The sequence below is a fragment of the Pseudonocardia sp. OZ21 genome (genome assembly GCF_059359135.1).
The window spans coordinates 231,883-248,620 of sequence record NZ_JCADBN010000003.1 but is presented as its reverse complement, the minus strand read 5'-3'; the positions used below and the strand labels follow the sequence as shown (position 1 = coordinate 248,620).

14 protein-coding genes are annotated in these 16,738 nt (G+C 70.8%); 9 read left to right on the top strand and 5 right to left on the bottom strand.

Features of this window, described 5'->3' with window-relative positions; all coding sequences use genetic code 11:
• Positions 1-19: 19 nt before the first annotated feature.
• A complete protein-coding gene (locus tag AC5L35_RS08035) occupies positions 20-2,461 on the bottom strand; it encodes a heterodisulfide reductase-related iron-sulfur binding cluster (protein ID WP_495058919.1) in 2,442 nt (813 codons plus the stop codon).
• A gap of 429 nt (positions 2,462-2,890) precedes the next feature.
• Between AC5L35_RS08035 and AC5L35_RS08030 the strand changes: the two genes are divergently transcribed.
• The 7 genes from AC5L35_RS08030 to AC5L35_RS08000 are packed head-to-tail and all read left to right on the top strand — an operon-like array spanning position 2,891 to position 10,723.
• On the top strand, positions 2,891-3,151 hold the full coding sequence (locus tag AC5L35_RS08030) for a hypothetical protein (RefSeq protein WP_169400471.1): 261 nt from the start codon (positions 2,891-2,893) through the stop codon (positions 3,149-3,151).
• Between the two features lie 4 nt (positions 3,152-3,155).
• The gene (locus AC5L35_RS08025) at positions 3,156-3,656 is read left to right on the top strand and encodes a hypothetical protein (RefSeq protein ID WP_495058918.1); all 501 of its coding nucleotides are present in this window, start codon (positions 3,156-3,158) and stop codon (positions 3,654-3,656) included.
• Positions 3,643-6,681 (top strand): ATP-binding protein, encoded by a 3,039-nt coding sequence (locus AC5L35_RS08020; RefSeq protein WP_495058917.1) that lies wholly within the window; start codon positions 3,643-3,645, stop codon positions 6,679-6,681. The genes AC5L35_RS08025 and AC5L35_RS08020 overlap by 14 nt, the downstream gene beginning before the upstream one ends.
• Positions 6,681-8,624, top strand: a complete 1,944-nt coding sequence (locus AC5L35_RS08015; RefSeq protein ID WP_495059255.1) for a hypothetical protein — start codon at positions 6,681-6,683, stop codon at positions 8,622-8,624. Before AC5L35_RS08020 ends, AC5L35_RS08015 begins: the two co-directional genes overlap by 1 nt.
• Positions 8,614-9,231 (top strand): hypothetical protein, encoded by a 618-nt coding sequence (locus AC5L35_RS08010; RefSeq protein ID WP_495058916.1) that lies wholly within the window; start codon positions 8,614-8,616, stop codon positions 9,229-9,231. Before AC5L35_RS08015 ends, AC5L35_RS08010 begins: the two co-directional genes overlap by 11 nt.
• 15 nt (positions 9,232-9,246) lie before the next feature.
• Positions 9,247-10,257: a C40 family peptidase gene (locus AC5L35_RS08005; protein ID WP_495058915.1), complete on the top strand. Its 1,011-nt coding sequence runs from the start codon at positions 9,247-9,249 to the stop codon at positions 10,255-10,257.
• Positions 10,258-10,294: 37 nt separating this feature from the next.
• Positions 10,295-10,723: a hypothetical protein gene (locus AC5L35_RS08000; protein WP_495058914.1), complete on the top strand. Its 429-nt coding sequence runs from the start codon at positions 10,295-10,297 to the stop codon at positions 10,721-10,723.
• 259 nt (positions 10,724-10,982) lie between these two features.
• Here the strand turns inward: AC5L35_RS08000 and AC5L35_RS07995 are convergent, their stop codons facing one another.
• The 4 genes from AC5L35_RS07995 to AC5L35_RS07980 are packed head-to-tail and all read right to left on the bottom strand — an operon-like array spanning position 10,983 to position 14,019.
• A complete protein-coding gene (locus tag AC5L35_RS07995) occupies positions 10,983-11,771 on the bottom strand; it encodes an ESX secretion-associated protein EspG (RefSeq protein WP_495058913.1) in 789 nt (262 codons plus the stop codon).
• A 2-nt stretch (positions 11,772-11,773) separates the two neighbouring features.
• Positions 11,774-13,084 (bottom strand): hypothetical protein, encoded by a 1,311-nt coding sequence (locus AC5L35_RS07990; protein WP_495058912.1) that lies wholly within the window; start codon positions 13,082-13,084, stop codon positions 11,774-11,776.
• Between the two features lie 6 nt (positions 13,085-13,090).
• Positions 13,091-13,669, bottom strand: coding sequence for a DUF3558 family protein (locus AC5L35_RS07985; RefSeq protein ID WP_495058911.1), 579 nt, complete (start codon positions 13,667-13,669; stop codon positions 13,091-13,093).
• Positions 13,666-14,019, bottom strand: a complete 354-nt coding sequence (locus tag AC5L35_RS07980; RefSeq protein ID WP_495058910.1) for a WXG100 family type VII secretion target — start codon at positions 14,017-14,019, stop codon at positions 13,666-13,668. Before AC5L35_RS07980 ends, AC5L35_RS07985 begins: the two co-directional genes overlap by 4 nt.
• A gap of 190 nt (positions 14,020-14,209) precedes the next feature.
• Here AC5L35_RS07980 and dnaK point away from each other — a divergent pair, with 190 nt between their 5' ends.
• Positions 14,210-16,069: a molecular chaperone DnaK gene (gene dnaK / locus AC5L35_RS07975; RefSeq protein ID WP_495058909.1), complete on the top strand. Its 1,860-nt coding sequence runs from the start codon at positions 14,210-14,212 to the stop codon at positions 16,067-16,069.
• Positions 16,066-16,737, top strand: coding sequence for a nucleotide exchange factor GrpE (grpE, locus tag AC5L35_RS07970; protein ID WP_495058908.1), 672 nt, complete (start codon positions 16,066-16,068; stop codon positions 16,735-16,737). Before dnaK ends, grpE begins: the two co-directional genes overlap by 4 nt.
• Position 16,738 lies beyond the last annotated feature (1 nt).

The window sequence follows — 16,738 nt, the reverse complement described above, 5'->3', positions numbered from 1 at the left end:
GACCGGTCGTCGCCCCGGGTCAGTCCCCGCTCTGTCGACCTTCCTGAGCCGTGGGATCGCCCGGGCGGGCGCCCTTCGGCTCCGCGCCGCCGGTGCCTGCCCCACCCACCGACACGTCGCCGTCGGGTTCGGCGGTGACCGCGGACTCGTCGCCCGGCCCGTTGACCTGGGTTCCGCCGGTGGGGGTGGTGTCGGCGGTGTGCGGCGAGCCTGCCCCCACCGCATCCACGGAGCCGTTGGCGGCGGCGCTGTCGGCGTCACCGCGCCGGACCGAGGCGAGCAGCATCTGGGAGACGTCGAGGATCTCGACGCCCGCGCCCTTGTCCTCGCTCTGCCGCTGGGTGAGTCCGTCGGAGAACATGACGCGGCAGAACGGGCAGCCGGTGGCGATCTTCTCCGCCCCGGTGCCCAGTGCCTCGTCGACGCGCTCGAGGTTGACCCGCTTGCCGATCTTCTCCTCCATCCACATGCGGGCACCGCCTGCGCCGCAGCAGAAGGAACGGTCGGCGTGACGCGGCATCTCGTTGAGCTTCACCCCGGCAGCGCCGACGAGCTCGCGGGGCTCCTCGTAGATCTCGTTGTGCCGACCGAGGTAGCACGGGTCGTGGTAGGTGACGTCGGTGAGCGCGCCGTCGGGCGCGGCGACCGGGACGAGCTTGCCCTCCCGCACCAGCTTGTTGAGCAACTGCGTGTGGTGCACCACCTCGTAGTGCCCGTCGAGCTGCGGGTACTCCCGTCCGAGGGTGTTGAGGCAGTGCGGGCAGGTCGTGACGATCTTGCGGGTGCCCGGCTCCCGGCCTTCGAAGACCGTGTTCAGGATCTCGACGTTCTGCTGGGCGAGCATCTGGAACAGGAACTCGTTGCCCGATCGGCGGGCCGGGTCGCCGGTGCAGCTCTCCTCCGGGCCGAGCACGACGTACCCGACGCCCGCGCGATGCAGCAGTTCGGCGGTGGCCCGCACCGTCTTCTTGGCGTTGTCGTCGAACGCGCCTGCGCAGCCGACCCAGAACAGGTACTCGGTGTCGGCGGACAGCTCGCCGGCCCCGTCAGCACCGAAGACCGGCACCTCGAAGTCGAGGTTCTTGGTCCAGTCGAGCCGGTCCTTGGCGTTCTGGCCCCACGGGTTGCCCTTGTTCTCCAGGTTGCGGAACAGCACGCCGAGCTCGGAGGGGAACTCCGACTCGATGAGCACCTGGTGCCTGCGCATGTCGACGATGTGGTCGACGTGCTCGATGTCCACCGGGCACTGCTCCACGCACGCGCCGCACGTGGTGCAGGACCACAGGACGTCAGGGTCGATCACCCCGCCCTGCTCCAGGGTGCCGACCAGCGGACGCACGGCCTGCTCGGGCCCCGAGCCGGGCACCCGGCCGAAGCCGGACTCCGGGACGTGGTGGCCGTTCCCGCCTGCCTGGTCGGCCCCGCCGGTGACCGAGACAGCGCCCTCGTCGGGCATGCCCTGCCCGCCGATGATGTAGGGCGCCTTCGCGAGCAGGTGGTCGCGCAGGTCCATGATCACGAGCTTCGGGGAGAGCGGCTTGCCGGTGTTCCAGGCCGGGCACTGGCTCTGGCAGCGGCCGCACTCGGTGCAGGTCGCGAAGTCGAGCATGCCCTTCCACGTGAAGTCCTCGACCTTGCCGCGCCCGAACACGTCGTCCTCGCCCGGATCCTCGAAGTCGATGGGCTTGCCGTTCGACTCCATCACCGGCAGCGGGCCCAGCGCCTTGGGCAGGCGTTTGGCCGAGACGTTGATCGGGGCGGTGAAGATGTGCAGGTGCTTGCTGTAGGCGATGATCACCGTGAAGACCAGCATCACGCCGATGTGCAGCAGCAGGCCGACGCTCTCCAGCACCTCGAGGGTGCCCTCGGACAGGCCGTCGAACAGATGGCCCACGCCGATCGAGACGAACGCGCCCGAGGTGTAGGGGAAGACGCCGAGGGCCGAGGACGCGCCGCGGAAGAAGAACATCGTCCACAGCACGTTGAAGATCATGAAGAGGATCAGCCACGCGCCGCCGGTGTGCGAGCCGTAGAACCGCGACGCCCGCGCCTCGCGCTCCGGCGCGTTGCGCAGCCGGATCACCGCGAAGACCCCGAGGGAGATCAACGCCGCGGCGGCGATGAAGTCCTGGAGGAACCCGAGCACCGGCCACCGGCCGATCAGCGGGATGTGGAAGTCGTGGTCGAACAGCGCTCCGTACGCTTCGAGGTACACCGTGATCAAGATCACGAAGGCCCAGAACGTGAAGAAGTGCGCCAGCCCCGGGACCGACCATCGCAGCAGCTTGCGCTGCCCGAAGACCTCCACGAGCTGGGCCCGCAGCCGCTCGTTCAGGGCGTTCGTGCGGTCGTGTGCCGGCTGACCGGACTTGATCAGCCGGTAGAGCCACAGGGCGCGACGGCCGGACACCGCCACGGCGATCACTGTCATCGCCAGTCCGATGACCAGTCTGACAACCACGGGCTTCCTCCCAGGGCTGGTCCGCGGCGGTGGAGCCGCAGGCCGTTGCGGAGCAGGGTAGACCGCCGTCCCCGGCTCGCGACCGGGAACGTTCGGGCCGATCAGGGGCCAACTTACCGGCCGGTAACAGTGAGCGCGATTCGACACGTCGCGGTCTGCAAAGTCGCACCCGAAGGTCGGTTCGGGGCGCATCAACCGATCAGTCGGGACAGTCGGAGGGCAAACGATCCCCAGGTCAGTCACCCTGTCGGCGGTGCACACTGCTCGTTGTGTGACCTCGTGCCCGCCGTGCGGGCGACCCTCTATGCTCCCGCTGGTCAGCATGGTCTACTCAACGCTGGATAGCCGAGTCGACACGTTCGGGTATCACCAGCCCGGGGGGTCGGGTACGGGCAGCCTCGGGTGGGTAGCGCCGCAAGGAGGAGCCGTATGACCGGACCAGAGGCGCTTGCGCATTACGCGCAGGGGCTGACCACCAACGGGCTCCAAGGGTGGATCCAAGACAACGTTGTCCCGCTCGTACTGCTCGGTATCGCGATCATCCTGTTGTGGATCGGCGGGCGCGGTGACAACGCGGGCGTGGCGCGCCGAAGTGTGGGACTGCTCGTCGGGCTGGTCGCGCTCGGCATCGCCGTCTCGGGCAACGGCCCGCAGATCGGCAATTTCCTGGCAAGCCTCCTCGTCGGGTGATCAGTTGCTCGTTCGCACCGACGACGAGATCTACCGCGTCGACTCCGTCTGGCTGGGGCCGCCACGTGCCACCTTCCCGTGGCGTGCGCGGTACGTCAGCTACGGCCTCGGCCTGCTCGTCATGATCGGCGTCATGTTCGTGCAACGACGGGTCGGTATCGGGCTCGACTTCTTCTCCGTAGCGTGGGCCCTCGTGATCACCGTCGTGATCACGCGGTTCCTCGGTCAGCGCATCGACTACGAACGACCCCTCGGGCAGGTTGTGGAGCTCTTCCGTCACGAGATCACCGGGCCGAGGGTGCGCACGGCAGTCGGCGGCGGCGAGGTCCGCTCCGACCACGTGCGCGTCGGGCCGGTCGTCCGGGCTCGCAAGGCGAAAGTGAAGGCATCGAAGACACCGAAGGCATCGAAGGTGCCTGCGGAACGCGATTCGTGGCAGACCTCGCGGACGAAGGACCGGGCGGCGGCCGGGCGTGGAAAGGGACGTTCACGTGGCGCGACGTGACGCCCGTCGCGACAGCAGTCCACTCGAGAGACAGCGTGGCGGTCGCCGCGGTCGCGCGTTGGCCGGTGAGGCCGGACTGCCGAAGTACGTCCCCCAGATCGCGCTGCGGTCGATCGAGGGCCATCTGACCCGTACCGGCACCCAGGTGATGGCCTGGTACCGGCTCGCCGCGCAGGCCTGGAGCTTCCGGAGCGACTCGCAGCGCGAGGTGCTGATCCGGCAGATCGCCGCGCAACTGGGAGAGCTGCAGGGCCGCTGGCTGCACCTGCGGGTCACCACCAGGCCCTACCCCGTCCACATGTGGGCAGAGTCGTTCGACCACAACGCGCTCGGCCGGATGCCGGACGTCGCGGGCGCACTGGGCTGGGACGGGTTCCTCGAGGGCGAACAACGGCACCTGATGGGCCTGTCGATGTCGGACAAGGAGGTCTTCCTCGGCATCGAGGTCTCCGGACGGAGCGTGCTCGACCGCTGGGTCGAGCGGGCTGCCCCGGTTCTGGGCAGGGTCGCGCCCGCCGCGGTGCGCGCGGAGATCGCTGCGCTGTCCACCGAGGTGGGACACCTCGACTCGCTCGTCGCAGGCAGCGGACTCGACGCCGTGCCGGCCTCCGCCGACGACATCTCCTGGTTGATGCACCGTTCGTGCGCGCTCGGCCTGCCCGCACCGCGCACGCTCTCGATGGTTCCCGGCGGGGTCAGCCGGTGGGAGACCGAGGACCTCGCGGCGTTCACCGACGGCATCGACATGCACCAGGAGCCCTACGCACCCACCGTCCGTGTCGTCGGGCGACTACGCACTCAGACCGTCTCTCGGAACGTCGCTGTCCTGTCCGTCGGGCTCATGGACGGGCTGCGCATCCCCGAGGTCGACGACCCGTGGATGCAGCACTCCGACCGGCTCCCCTTCCCCGTGGAGTGGTCGGCGCGGATCTACGTCCGGCGTCCCGAAGAGGTGGCGGGTGAGCTGCAGCGCCAGATGGGGAAGGTGCGCAGCCAGATCCGGCACTACACACACGACCACGACCTCGACCCGCCGATGTCGCTGGCCCGGCAGGCCGACCGCGTGCTGGAGGTCGAGGACGAGCTGACCACCGGGCTCACCCAGCTCAACACCCGCCTGTACGGCTGGTGGCGGGTCGCGGTGTCCGGCAAGGACGAGGCCGAGGCGGTCAGCAGAGCCCAGCAGGTGCTCGACGTGTACCGGCCGAAGGTGCAGATCGAGCACCCCGAGGCGCAGTACCGCTTCGCCCGCGAGTTCATCCCCGGTGAGCCGCTCGCGTCCACCGCCTACCGGCGGCGAGGCTCGGTCACGTGGGCGGCGTCCGCCGTTCCCGCGGCCACCGCGTCCGTCGGCGACCGGCGCGGCATCATGATCGGCGAGACGTGCACCGCCACTCGCCGCCCGGTGGCCTGGGACCCATGGCTCGCGCAGGAGGTGCGCAGGGCGTCCGGCCTCACCGCGGTGGTCGGCGGGCTGGGGTCCGGCAAGTCGTTCCTCACCGGGGTGATCGTCTACAAGACGCTGCGGGCAGGCGCCCGCTGGACGGTTCTCGACCCGTCGGGCCCGCTCGCGGAGCTCACCCGCCTGCCCGAGCTCGCGCCGTTCAGCCGCCACATCAACCTGCTCCGCGCCGACCCCGGCATCCTCAACCCGTACCGGGTGGTCGCCGAGCCGCGTCCGGAGCACTTCCTCGACGAGGAGGACCCCGAGCGGGCATGGCGGCGTGAGCGCTCCCTCGCCGCGGCCACCCGACGACGGCTCGTCCTCGACGTTCTCACCGGGCTCCTGCCCTACGACGTCGCGCGGCTGCCGCACACCCGCATCGTGCTGCTCCGCGCGGTGCGCGAGGTCGGTGGCGCCACCGACCGCCACCCGGGCCAGGTGATCGACGCGCTGCGCCGGCACGCGCGCGACGGCGAGGAGCACGCCGGCGTGGTGGCCGACTTCCTGGAGGAGCGCAGGGAGCTGCCCCAGGCGGCGCTGCTGTTCCCCGACACCTCCCGCGACGACCCGTGGCAGGCCGACCGGGAGTACCGCCTCACGGTGCTCACCATGCAGGGCATGACGCTGCCGAGGCCCGGCAGTCCTCGCGAGGAGTGGACCGACGGTGAGTCGCTCGCCGTGGAGCTGCTGAACCTGGCGTCCTGGCTCACACAGCGCACGATCTACGACGCCGACCGCAACCTGCGCAAGGGCGTCGCGCTCGACGAGACCCACTTCCTCTCCCAGGTGCCCACCGGCAAGGTGCTCATCGACCGGCTCGCCCGCGACTCGCGGAAGTTCAACGTCCGCGCGCTGTTCGCCTCCCAGCTCGCCGGCGACCTGCTGCGGGTCTCGGGGTTCGCGTCGCTCGTCAACGCCGTCTTCGTCGGACGCACCGACGACGAGGAGGCACAGAGTGAGGCACTGCGCCTGCTGAAGGTGCCCACCGGCGTCGGGTACGAGCAGATGCTCGGCACGCTGTCACCACGGCCCCGGCACGACGACCGGCCCGACGACACCCCGCGGCAGTTCATCTTCGCCGACGGGCACGGCGGCGTCGAGAAGATCCGCATCGACCTCGAGGCCCCGCATCTCGAGCACGTGCGCGAAGCGCTCGACACCAACCCCGACGCCAGCCGCGTCTCCGTCCGTGGCGTTCCGGCCGCCACCGCACCCGCGGCGGTCCGTGCCCCGGACGAACCGGCCCCACCCGGTCCTGTGGCGCCGGGCCACATCCTGAACAAGTCCGGTGGGACCCGTCGTCCCCCCGAGGACCTCGGCGACGATCTCGACGAGGAGTTCGCCGACCTCGACGACTCCGACGGCCTGCTGGTGTCCGGTGCGTCCACCCGAGCAGGCGGCCCGGTCAACGGCAACGGCTCGGGCAGCGTCAACGAGCTTCTCGACGACGAGGAACTCGATCTCCTCGGCGACGTCGACACCGGTGTCGAGGACCGGCACCCCGACAACGGCAATGGCAACGGTGATCCCGTCGGCCACGGCCAGGACCGCATACGTACGGTCGGGGAGGCCCGTCGGTGATGCCCGGGGGGCTGCCGCCGGTCGCAGGTTGGCTGCCGGTGGCACTGGTGCTGGCTGCCGCCGTGCTGGCGGACTCGTGGCGTCGTCGCCGGGCCCGCGCTGACGCGGAGCCGCGTCGCCTGCCTCGCGCCGAGAAGCCACGTCGCCGGGTCGCACTGCTGATCGTCACCGGGCTCGTCGGCGGTTCGGTGCTGCTCGGGCAGCCCGCCTTCGCGCAGTCGCTGGACTGCAAGGAGTCGCCGGAGCCGGACCGGCCCGGGACGGGGCTGGTGGGTTCGCTCGATCCCCCGACCTACGGGGTGGGCGAGCCCGGCAGCGTCTACGACGAGGTGGGGTACGCGGGCCTCGTCTGGTACACCTACGACCTCGGGTGCGCCGGAACGGTGGTCAACCCCGCGACCTCCACCGACACCTGGCTGGGTAACCAGACCTTCAACGTCGCGAAGTTCGCCGTCGCCGGGGTGAACTGGTCGCACTACCTGATCGCCGACGGCGGTGAGCTGCTCGCCCCGCTCGACCAGCTCATCGGCGACGGCACGCGGGCGATGTACGACGCGGTGTTCACCACGTGGGTCGGCCTGGCGCTCCTCGTTCTGGCCGTGCTGCTTCTCGTGCTCGCGCTACGCGGTGACCTCGCGCGCCAGACCCAGCGTGCCGCGTTCGCGGCGCTCGCCCTGCTGGTGGGCTCGGCGGCGTACCTGGCGCCGGTCGACTGGGCGAAGGCGGCCGACCCGCTGCTGCTCAACGGCGTCACCGACATGCAGCAGGGCTTCCTCGGGCAGGTCGGGCTCGGCGACCGGGACACGCTGCCCACCGTGCTCGTCGACCAGGTGATCTACCAGAACTGGCTGCGGGGTGAGTTCGGGTCGCCCGACGTTCCCCAGGCGAAGGAGCTCGGCCGCGACCTGCTGCGCGCGCAGACGTTCACCAAACCCGAGGTCGCCGAGGGTCGCGACACCGTGCAGCTCGCTGAGCAGAAGAAAGCCGACTTCGCCGCGCTCGCGGGTCGGATGGGGGACCGCTACTCCTACTTCCAGGGCAAGTCCGGCAGCCGTATCGGCGTCGGGATCCTGGCGGTGGTGCAGGCGTTGTGCATCGCGCTGTTCCAGCTGCTCTCCAAGGTGCTGGTGCTGGTGGCGATGCTGCTGCTGCGGCTCATGGTGATGACCGCGCCCGCGGTCGCGGTGGTCGCCATTCTCAAGCCCGACATCCTGCCGTCGGTGCTGCGCGTCGCGGGCGCGGCGATCGTGAACACGCTGGTGGTGGGGGCTCTCGCCGGGCTGCACGCGCTGCTGGTGGTGTCGTTGTTCCGTCCGGGCAGTGGCGTCGACCTGTGGCTCGCGCTGCTCGTCACGGGCGTCGTCACCGTGGTCCTGTGGGCCGTCGCCCGCCCCTTCCGGCGGCTCGTGTCGATGGTTTCGCTCACCCGCGAGCAGTTCGGGGGAATCGTGCCCGGCGCCGGTACCGGCCCCATGTCCCGCGTCTGGCAGCGGGTGCGCGGTGGACCGACCGAGGACCGCCAGACCCGGTGGTGGGACGAGCGCCGCGGGGCGGCCTCCACGTACGGCTACCCGGACGGCGGACGTCCCGAGGCGGAGCCGGGAATCCGGATTCCCACCCAGGCGAGCGCGCGGGCCCCGCGGCGGCGAACCGAGGTCGAGGCGCCGTCGTCGGAGCGGCTCGTTCCGGGAGCACGCCGTCCGGCCCTCCCCACGGGGTCCGGCGGAGTCGGCGGCGGGGGACCGACGCCGAGCTGGGCCGACCCCGGCGAGGTCGACGAACGCGTGATCTACCGCCGGCCCGACGCGGTGCCGTTGCGCCCCGGTGGCGCACGTCCGGTGCGCGCCGAGCTCGTCGACGGTGTCCCCGTGTACCGCATCTACCGGCCCCGTTCGACGCCGGCGGCCTACAGCCCGAGCGGCGGGTCCGGCCGTGCCGATTAGGTCCCCGCGCGGGCGCGCCGCTGCCTATCGGTCGATCTGGCAGTGGCCTCTCCGGTCCCCCGCCCGGCTCGCCGTCACCGGGATCCTCATCGTCGCCGTGGCAGCCGGGGTGAGCATCGGCGTCAACGCTCTCGGGGGCGGTTCGTCAGGCCGAGGCCTGCTCGCCGCGCCGTCGTCCACCGGTGCCGCCCCGTCCGCCTCCCGGCTCCCGGGATCCGCTGCCGTCCCCCTGACTCCCGCCCCGACGGCACTCCCCCCTGTGCCGGACCTCGAGCCCACCACCCTTCCGCTCTCGCGGGCCCCGGCGGCGGCGCTCTCGGTGGCGGCACGGTGGTCCGCGGCCTGGGTCCGCCCGCCGGCCGGCACCACCATGCAGGCGTGGCTCGACGGTCTCCGGCCCACCACGACCGATGAGTACCTGGGGGTCCTCAGCAGCGTCGACCCGGGCAACATCCCGGCCACCCGGGTCACCGGGGAGCCCCGCGCCGTGCGGGTCGCCCCGAGTTCGGTGCAGGTCCGGGTGCCGACGGACGCCTTCACACTGGTCGTCCTCGTCGTCGACACCGACACCGAAGGCTGGCGGGTCGCCGGCTACGACCGGGCGTGACGCCGTGGGCACGCGATGAACGTCCTGCGGCCGCTGCGGCTCCTGATCCCGTTCGTGGCGATCGCCGCCGCACTCGGTCTGTTCCTGGGTGTCGGCTTCATCGCGTTCAGCACGGGCGGGGGAGGCGGTCAGTCCCCCTCCTCGTACGGACCGTGCGACGCCGGGCTGGACTCGAGCCCGCTCGCCAGTGGCAGGGCGCCGCTGCAGGCCGCCGACCTGAGCGACGACCAACGCCGCAACGCCGCCACGATCATTCAGGTCGCCCGGAACCTGGGGGCTCCGCCGCGGGCGTGGCTCGTCGCGCTCGCCACGGCCATGCAGGAGTCCACCCTGCGCAACATCAACTACGGCGACCGGGACTCGCTGGGGCTGTTCCAGCAGCGCCCGTCCCAGGGCTGGGGGTCGCCGACCCAGGTCACCGACCCGACGTACAGCACCACGATCTTCATCCAGCGCCTCCTGGCGGTGCCGGGGTGGGCCGACATGCCCGTCACGGTGGCGGCCCAGACCGTGCAGCGCTCGGCGTTCCCCGACGCGTACGCCAAGTGGGAGGGCCTGGCCTCCGATCTCGTGAAGCAGCTGGCCGACGTGTCCGACCCGGCGGGGTGCGGGCAGACCAGCGTGCTTCCCGACGGCGCAGCGGGCGCGGCCATCGCCTTCGCGCTCAAGGAGGTCGGGAAGCCGTACGTGTGGGGTGCGACCGGACCCAACACCTACGACTGTTCCGGGTTGATGCTGCGCGCCTTCCAGGCCGCGGGGATCAACCTGCCCAGAGTGTCGAGGCAGCAGTTCTACGCCGGTGGCCACGTGCCGGTCGCTCAGGCACAGCCCGGTGACCTGCTCTTCTACGCCACCGATCCCTCGGACCCGGCCACCATCCACCACGTCGTGCTCTACATGGGCAACGGGCAGATGGTGGAGGCGCCCTACACCGGGCAATCCGTCAGAGTGCGGCCGGTGCCGTGGGATTATGCGGAGCTCGTGCCGCTGGCCACTCGGCCCGGCACCACACCGAACCGTGCCTAGGGTCGTGGTCGGCGGCCACGTACGAGCAGGAGTAGCAATGCCCCCCGAACCCTTCGTTCCGGCGTCCACCACGCCACTGCAGGACTACCTCGACCGGCCCACACTCGGCGCCACCGAAGACCATCTGGTGGTGCCGCGCTCGCTGGCCCAGTCGATGCCACTGCGCTGGCAGCAGGTCTTCGTCGGGCTGCTCGCCGACCTGCACGACGCCTACGGTCACCTGCCCTGGCCCGACTACATGGTCGTGCCGAGCCGCTGGGAGCTGCTGATTGATCTGGACGAGGAGCAGCTCGCCGCGGCCGGCTACGTGGCCGACCTCGGTCCGGACGGGGACCTGGAGTACCGCAACAGCGCCGACGAGGTGGTGCCCGATCCGGAGAACCACCGCGTGCTGGCGCCGGTGTCCGACCCGCTGCCCCCGGCCTCCAGGGGCCGCATCGAGCCCCGCCCGGCCGCCCCCCTCTGACCCACCCCCGCGAGTCGCCCGTTCCGCGCCCGCGAGTCGCCCGTTCTACACCCGCAAGTCGCCTGTTTCGTGTGCGCGAGTCGCCGGTTCCGCGCCCGCGAGTCGCCTGATGGGCGTGCGTGAGGCGCCGGGGTTTTCGTCGGTACCCGTCGGGGAGTCGCGAGTTCCCCGCGAGTCGGCGCGAGACCTTGTGTGGAAGCCGCCCGCGAGCGGTCCTCTCCGATCCGGAGGCCGGAGCCGTGAGCCCCGATGCGGCCGGTCAGACCCCTGACCCGCTCACGGCGCCTGCGAGGTCGGCCAGGTCGTCGAGTAGCCCCTGTTCCGTCACCGGCCCGATCGTCACCGTCGTGCAGCCCGCTTCGGTTCGCCGGACCTGGCGGAAGTGCCCGTCGTCGGTGCGATGCATGCCCACCACGTACGGCGCCCGCCGTCGCCGGCCGCCTCCGGGGCGCGCGGTGGCTCCGAACTGCCCGCGTTGACGAACGCCGGAACACATCCGGACCAGGCGGCCGGCGTCGGGCCGGGGAACGCCTCGCCACACCAGTTCCTCGGCGAACCGGCCGGGATCGTCGGGCGCGACGGATCGGGCTGCGTCGAGCGTCGCCGCGGGCACCGTCACCACGGCACCTGGACCGGGCGTGACGGGACCGATCAGCTCGACGAGCGCAGGTGCCGCCGCGTCGGCCGGCAGGTCGAGCAGTGCGATCTGCGCCCCGTGCCGGACGGCGAGCGTGCAGCGGTTCCCGCGGCATGCCGCCAACCCCGCGACCAGGGTGTCGCCGCGGAATCGCAGGTCGAGCGTCAACTCGGCCACGGCGAGCAACCGCATCTGCTCGGCGAGCACCGGTTGCGGGCCGCGCTCGTCACCCAGTCCACGGCGCCGCAGGTCTGCACAGACGCCGGCGACGATGCGACGGCGCTCCTCCATGGTCCGGCCCGCACTCGGCGGATCCAGCTGCGGCGGGGTCTCCCCCAGGCCGAGCAGTTCCCACGAGACCTCGAACTCGGTGAGGCGCAGAACGGTGGCGCGGGTCCAGTCGAGGCCCATGGTCAGCCGTCCCGCCCCTCGATGACCGGCTCGGTGTGGGGTGGCAGGTCCACGTCGAAGGCCTCGGTCGACGGGATCCAGTACCGGACCTTGTGATCGGTCGGCCCGGCACCCGCTCCGGCTCCCATCCCGCCCAGGAACGGGGCGTGCCCGCCGGTGCTCAGCGCGTTCGCCGTTCTCGCCGATCCTGGGGCCGCCGCACCGGTGCCCACCCCCGGACGAGCCGCGCCGGACTGCTCGGATCCCCCGGCCAGCCGCCCCGCGAACTCGCCCCCGCTCGTGCCTCCCCGGCCGAGCCCGACACCCGTTCCGCCCCCGGGGACGGAACGGCCGGTCCCACCGGACAAGCCGGCCGCGCCGTTCGTCCCGACGCCGCCCTGGCCGCCGCCGCCGGGGAACCGCTCGCTGCCTCGCCAAGCCGGAGCGGAGCTACCTGCGCTTCCCCGGCTGAAGCCGCCCCCGGCGTCGTTGGAGCCGGGACGCGATGATCCCGGCGCGTGCAGCCCTCCGGCAGGCCCGATACCAGGCACAGCACCGGGAGGCTGGGCACCGGTCACCGGAGGAGGCCCGGCGTTGGCGCCCACCCCGATGGCCTCGGGCGCGAACCGCCCCACCGTCGGAGTGCCCGGTGGGGCCGCGAGGCCGGGAGGCGCCGACGGTCCACTCGCAGGCCCGATTCCGACGGGATCGGCACCGAGGGGGCCGGGGGACGGGAACGGGACCGCGCCGGAGGGCCCAGGGCCGCCGGGCGCGGTCGGTGCCGACGCCGGTTCGACGAGCGGAAACGCGTCCAACCGCTCGCGACTGACCTGCTCGTGGCTGTAGAGCGCCTCGTTGGCTCGAGCGTCGAGCGTCCGGTTCTCCTCGAGGGTGGCCGTGAAGTCGGACTGGACGTCGAACGTGTCCCCGAACGCCGTCCGCATCCCGGCCCCGTAGGCGTCGATGCCGACGTCCCACCAGTCCCAGTTCCCCGGGTCCTGCCAGGCGATCTTCGGACGCATCTCCTCGAACGACCGGCCGTAGCCCGCGACGGCGCTGCTGCCGGCCCCGCCGTCCAGCCCCGCCGCGCCTGCCCGATCGGCCGCCCGCGCGAGCGCCCCGGCCGCCGCCTCGGCCGCCTGTCCGTGCCACTGCAGCCCCAGCGGGGCGAGGAGACCGCGGATCGCATCGTCGGACGCGACGAACGCGTTGCCCAGATTGCCCATCCCGATCCGCGCGGGTTCGGTGGCCTGCAGACCGACAGCACCGTTGATCCACGAGAATTTGGTGCGCAGATCGAAGCCCTCGTAGCGGTAGTAACCGATCTCGGTCATGCCACGTCACCCGCCCGACTGCTCGATGAGGGTCTGGACGGCCATCTCGGCCGCCACCTTGGCCTTGTCACACGCCAACTGTTTGGTCATGGGGACGGTGGAGCCGTCGTACTCGTATCTCAGTACCAGGTTCTGTCCGTACGCCGTGTCGACAACCATCACGCAGTGGGTTGTCGGTGGGAGGTGTGGAGAGAGTGTTTCGATAGTGGCGAATCCGTGGACATATACGACCTTCGCCCCGGTCACGCTGCCAAGGGAGACGTCGGCGCCCTGAGCCTTGTTGAGTCGGATTTGGTATGCGTCCTGCGGCTCCTCGGGGAATCGTGTCCAGGCGCACGCCGGGCTCTGCGGGTCTTCACCAGGGGCGCCCGATCTTCCGCTGCCTACGCCGAGCAGCTGCTGCTGAGTGGTGGTGAGGAGCGAACACGGGTCGACTACGTCGAGGGATAACTCGCGGGGGCGTGGCGACAGCTTTTCCGTAGGGGTAGGTGAGCTGCTTGGAGGAGGAACATCAGAGCCGGCCGCCGTGCATGCTACGAGAACCACGCTGCTCAGCAGTAGTGCGATAGTCAGCCGGGTGATCATGAGGAGAAGGATCGAGCTATCTCTTCGTCGGCAAAGCCGTAACCTCGCGCTATCTCTCCCAGTTTCTGTCCTGCGGCTTCGAGCAGTTCGGTGTACTGGTGGCAATGTGCGATGAGGGCGGCGATCCGCTCGTTGAACGCAGGGGCTGCATCCCCGGAGACGGGATCTCGACCGCAGTGGCCGACCGCCAGATCGATCGTCCCCATTCGCAACGCATCCTTGAGCCGCAGAGCCTCCCCCAGCAGCGCGGCCCGCGCCTGCAGCACGGTGTCCCGATCCACCTGGAGCGTGAGGGACTCGACGGCGGCGTCGAGTTGCCCGTGGTGCGGGCCGGGGCGCGGCGCGATCATGCGGGCAGCGTAGGACGCCCGTGGCGGCGGGTGGGGCGGTTCGGAGGAAGTGCCGGGAACACGTCCGGCCGGTGGTGCGTTGGACGGGACAGCAAGTTGAGCGGGATCGGCTCAAGGGCGCCGTGCAGGCGCCGCCGGTTCCGTGTAAAACTTGAGCGAACTGAACTCAAGCTACTCGGAGGCAATCACCATGGCTCGTGCGGTCGGCATCGACCTCGGGACCACCAACTCCGTCGTCGCCGTCCTCGAAGGTGGCGAGCCGACGGTCATCGCGAACTCGGAGGGGGCGCGGACCACACCGTCCGTCGTCGCTTTCGCCCGGAACGGCGAGGTGCTCGTCGGACAGTCGGCGAAGAACCAGGCCGTGACGAACGTCGACCGGACCATCCGGTCGGTCAAGCGTCACATCGGCACCGGCTGGACCACCCCGGACGTCGACGGGAAGAAGTACTCCGCCCAGGAGATCAGCGCGCGCGTGCTGCAGAAGCTGAAGCGCGACGCCGAGTCGTACCTGGGTGAGACGATCACCGACGCGGTGATCACCGTTCCCGCGTACTTCGAGGACTCGCAGCGCCAGGCCACCAAGGAGGCCGGGCAGATCGCGGGCCTCAACGTCCTGCGCATCGTCAACGAGCCCACCGCCGCCGCTCTGGCCTACGGGCTGGACAAGGGCGAGAAGGAGCAGACCATCCTGGTCTTCGACCTCGGTGGTGGCACGTTCGACGTCTCACTGCTGGAGATCGGTGAGGGCGTCGTGGAGGTCAAGGCCACCAACGGCGACAACCACCTCGGTGGCGACGACTGGGACGAGCGGGTCATCACCTGGCTCGTCGACAAGTTCAAGAACAGCCAGGGCATCGACCTGACCAAGGACAAGATGGCGATGCAGCGGCTGCGTGAGGCCGCTGAGAAGGCCAAGATCGAGCTGTCGAGCCAGTCGACGGCCACGATCAACCTGCCGTACATCACGGTCGACGCCGACAAGAACCCGCTGTTCCTGGACGAGACGCTGTCGCGCGCCGAGTTCCAGCGGATCACCTCCGACCTGCTGGACCGCACCCGCGCGCCGTTCAACCAGGTTGTGAAGGACGCCGGCATCTCGGTCGGCGACATCGACCACGTCGTGCTCGTCGGTGGTTCCACGCGCATGCCGGCCGTCACCGAACTGGTGAAGGAGCTCACCGGCGGCAAGGAGCCCAACAAGGGCGTCAACCCGGACGAGGTCGTGGCCGTCGGCGCCGCACTGCAGGCAGGTGTGCTGCGCGGTGAGGTCAAGGACGTCCTGCTGCTCGACGTCACCCCGCTGTCCCTGGGCATCGAGACCAAGGGTGGCGTGATGACCAAGCTCATCGAGCGCAACACCACGATCCCCACCAAGCGGTCGGAGATCTTCACCACGGCCGACGACAACCAGCCGTCCGTGCAGATCCAGGTGTTCCAGGGCGAGCGTGAGATCGCGTCCTACAACAAGAAGCTCGGCATGTTCGAGCTGACGGGTCTGCCGCCCGCCCCGCGTGGCGTGCCGCAGATCGAGGTCTCCTTCGACATCGACGCCAACGGCATCGTCAACGTGTCGGCGAAGGACCTGGGCACCGGCAAGAGCCAGGCCATGACGATCACCGGCGGATCCGCCCTGGGCAAGGACGAGATCGACCGGATGATGCGCGAGGCCGAGCAGCACGCCGACGAGGACAAGAAGCGTCGCGAGGACGCCGAGGTCCGCAACCAGGCCGAGTCGCTCGTCTACCAGACGGAGAAGTTCGTCAAGGAGAACGACGAGAAGCTCCCGTCCGACGTCAAGGACGGCGTCAACGCCGCTCTCGGCGAGGCCCAGGCCGCGCTGAAGGGCACCGACTCCGACGCCATCAAGGCGTCGATGGAGAAGCTCGCCACGGAGTCCCAGAAGATGGGCGCCGCGCTGTACCAGCAGCCGGGTGCCGAGGGTGCCGCCAACCCGGGCGCTGACGCCGGGCAGGCCCAGGGCAGCAACAGCTCCGACGACGACGTCGTGGACGCCGAGATCGTCGACGAGGAGAAGGACAAGAAGTGACTGATCGCGACCGCAACGAACACGGCGAGAACGGTGCCGAGGGCGAGCGGGTCGTGGTTCGGGACCGGCGCCGGATCGACCCGGTGACCGGGGAGGTGCGGACCCCGGCCGGTGAGCCGGCCGGGGCCGCCCCGGCCGAGTCGCCGGAGGCCGGCCTGGATGCGGTGGCGGCTGCAGAGCTCGCCGCCCAGGTGGCCGAACGCACCGCCGACCTGCAGCGGGTCAGCGCGGAGTACGCCAACTACCGGCGCCGCGTCGACCGCGACCGCGAGTCCGTGCTGGTCGGGGCGCGGGTGCAGTTCGTGTCCGAACTGCTCACCGTGCTCGACGACCTGGAGCGGGCCGACGCCCACGGCGATCTCAACGGTCCGTTCAAGGCCGTTGCCGACAAGCTGATCTCCGTCGTGCAGAAGCTCGGCCTGGAGTGGTTCGGGCTGGAGGGCGAACCCTTCGACCCGTCCGTGCACGAGGCCGTGCAGCACGAGCCCAGCGACGTCACCGGCCCCACCGTCACCGTGGTGTCGGCGGTGCTGCGCCGCGGCTACCGCATCGCCGACCGCGTCCTGCGGCCCGCGATGGTGGCGGTCACCGACCGCGCCGACGACGGCACCGCCACCGAACCCGATGCAACGCCCATGCCGGAACCCGGCCCCACCCAGGGCCCCTGAG

Excerpts from the sequence above, each read along its gene's own strand:
- AC5L35_RS08005 (WP_495058915.1), top strand. The coding sequence starts at position 9,247 with ATGAACGTCCTGCGGCCGCTGCGGCTCCTGATCCCGTTCGTGGCGATC.
- AC5L35_RS07985 (WP_495058911.1), bottom strand. The coding sequence starts at position 13,669 with ATGATCACCCGGCTGACTATCGCACTACTGCTGAGCAGCGTGGTTCTC.
- AC5L35_RS08015 (WP_495059255.1), top strand. The coding sequence starts at position 6,681 with ATGCCCGGGGGGCTGCCGCCGGTCGCAGGTTGGCTGCCGGTGGCACTG.
- AC5L35_RS07980 (WP_495058910.1), bottom strand. The coding sequence starts at position 14,019 with ATGATCGCGCCGCGCCCCGGCCCGCACCACGGGCAACTCGACGCCGCC.
- AC5L35_RS08030 (WP_169400471.1), top strand. The coding sequence starts at position 2,891 with ATGACCGGACCAGAGGCGCTTGCGCATTACGCGCAGGGGCTGACCACC.
- dnaK (WP_495058909.1), top strand. The coding sequence starts at position 14,210 with ATGGCTCGTGCGGTCGGCATCGACCTCGGGACCACCAACTCCGTCGTC.
- AC5L35_RS07995 (WP_495058913.1), bottom strand. The coding sequence starts at position 11,771 with ATGGGCCTCGACTGGACCCGCGCCACCGTTCTGCGCCTCACCGAGTTC.
- AC5L35_RS08000 (WP_495058914.1), top strand. The coding sequence starts at position 10,295 with ATGCCCCCCGAACCCTTCGTTCCGGCGTCCACCACGCCACTGCAGGAC.
- AC5L35_RS07990 (WP_495058912.1), bottom strand. The coding sequence starts at position 13,084 with ATGACCGAGATCGGTTACTACCGCTACGAGGGCTTCGATCTGCGCACC.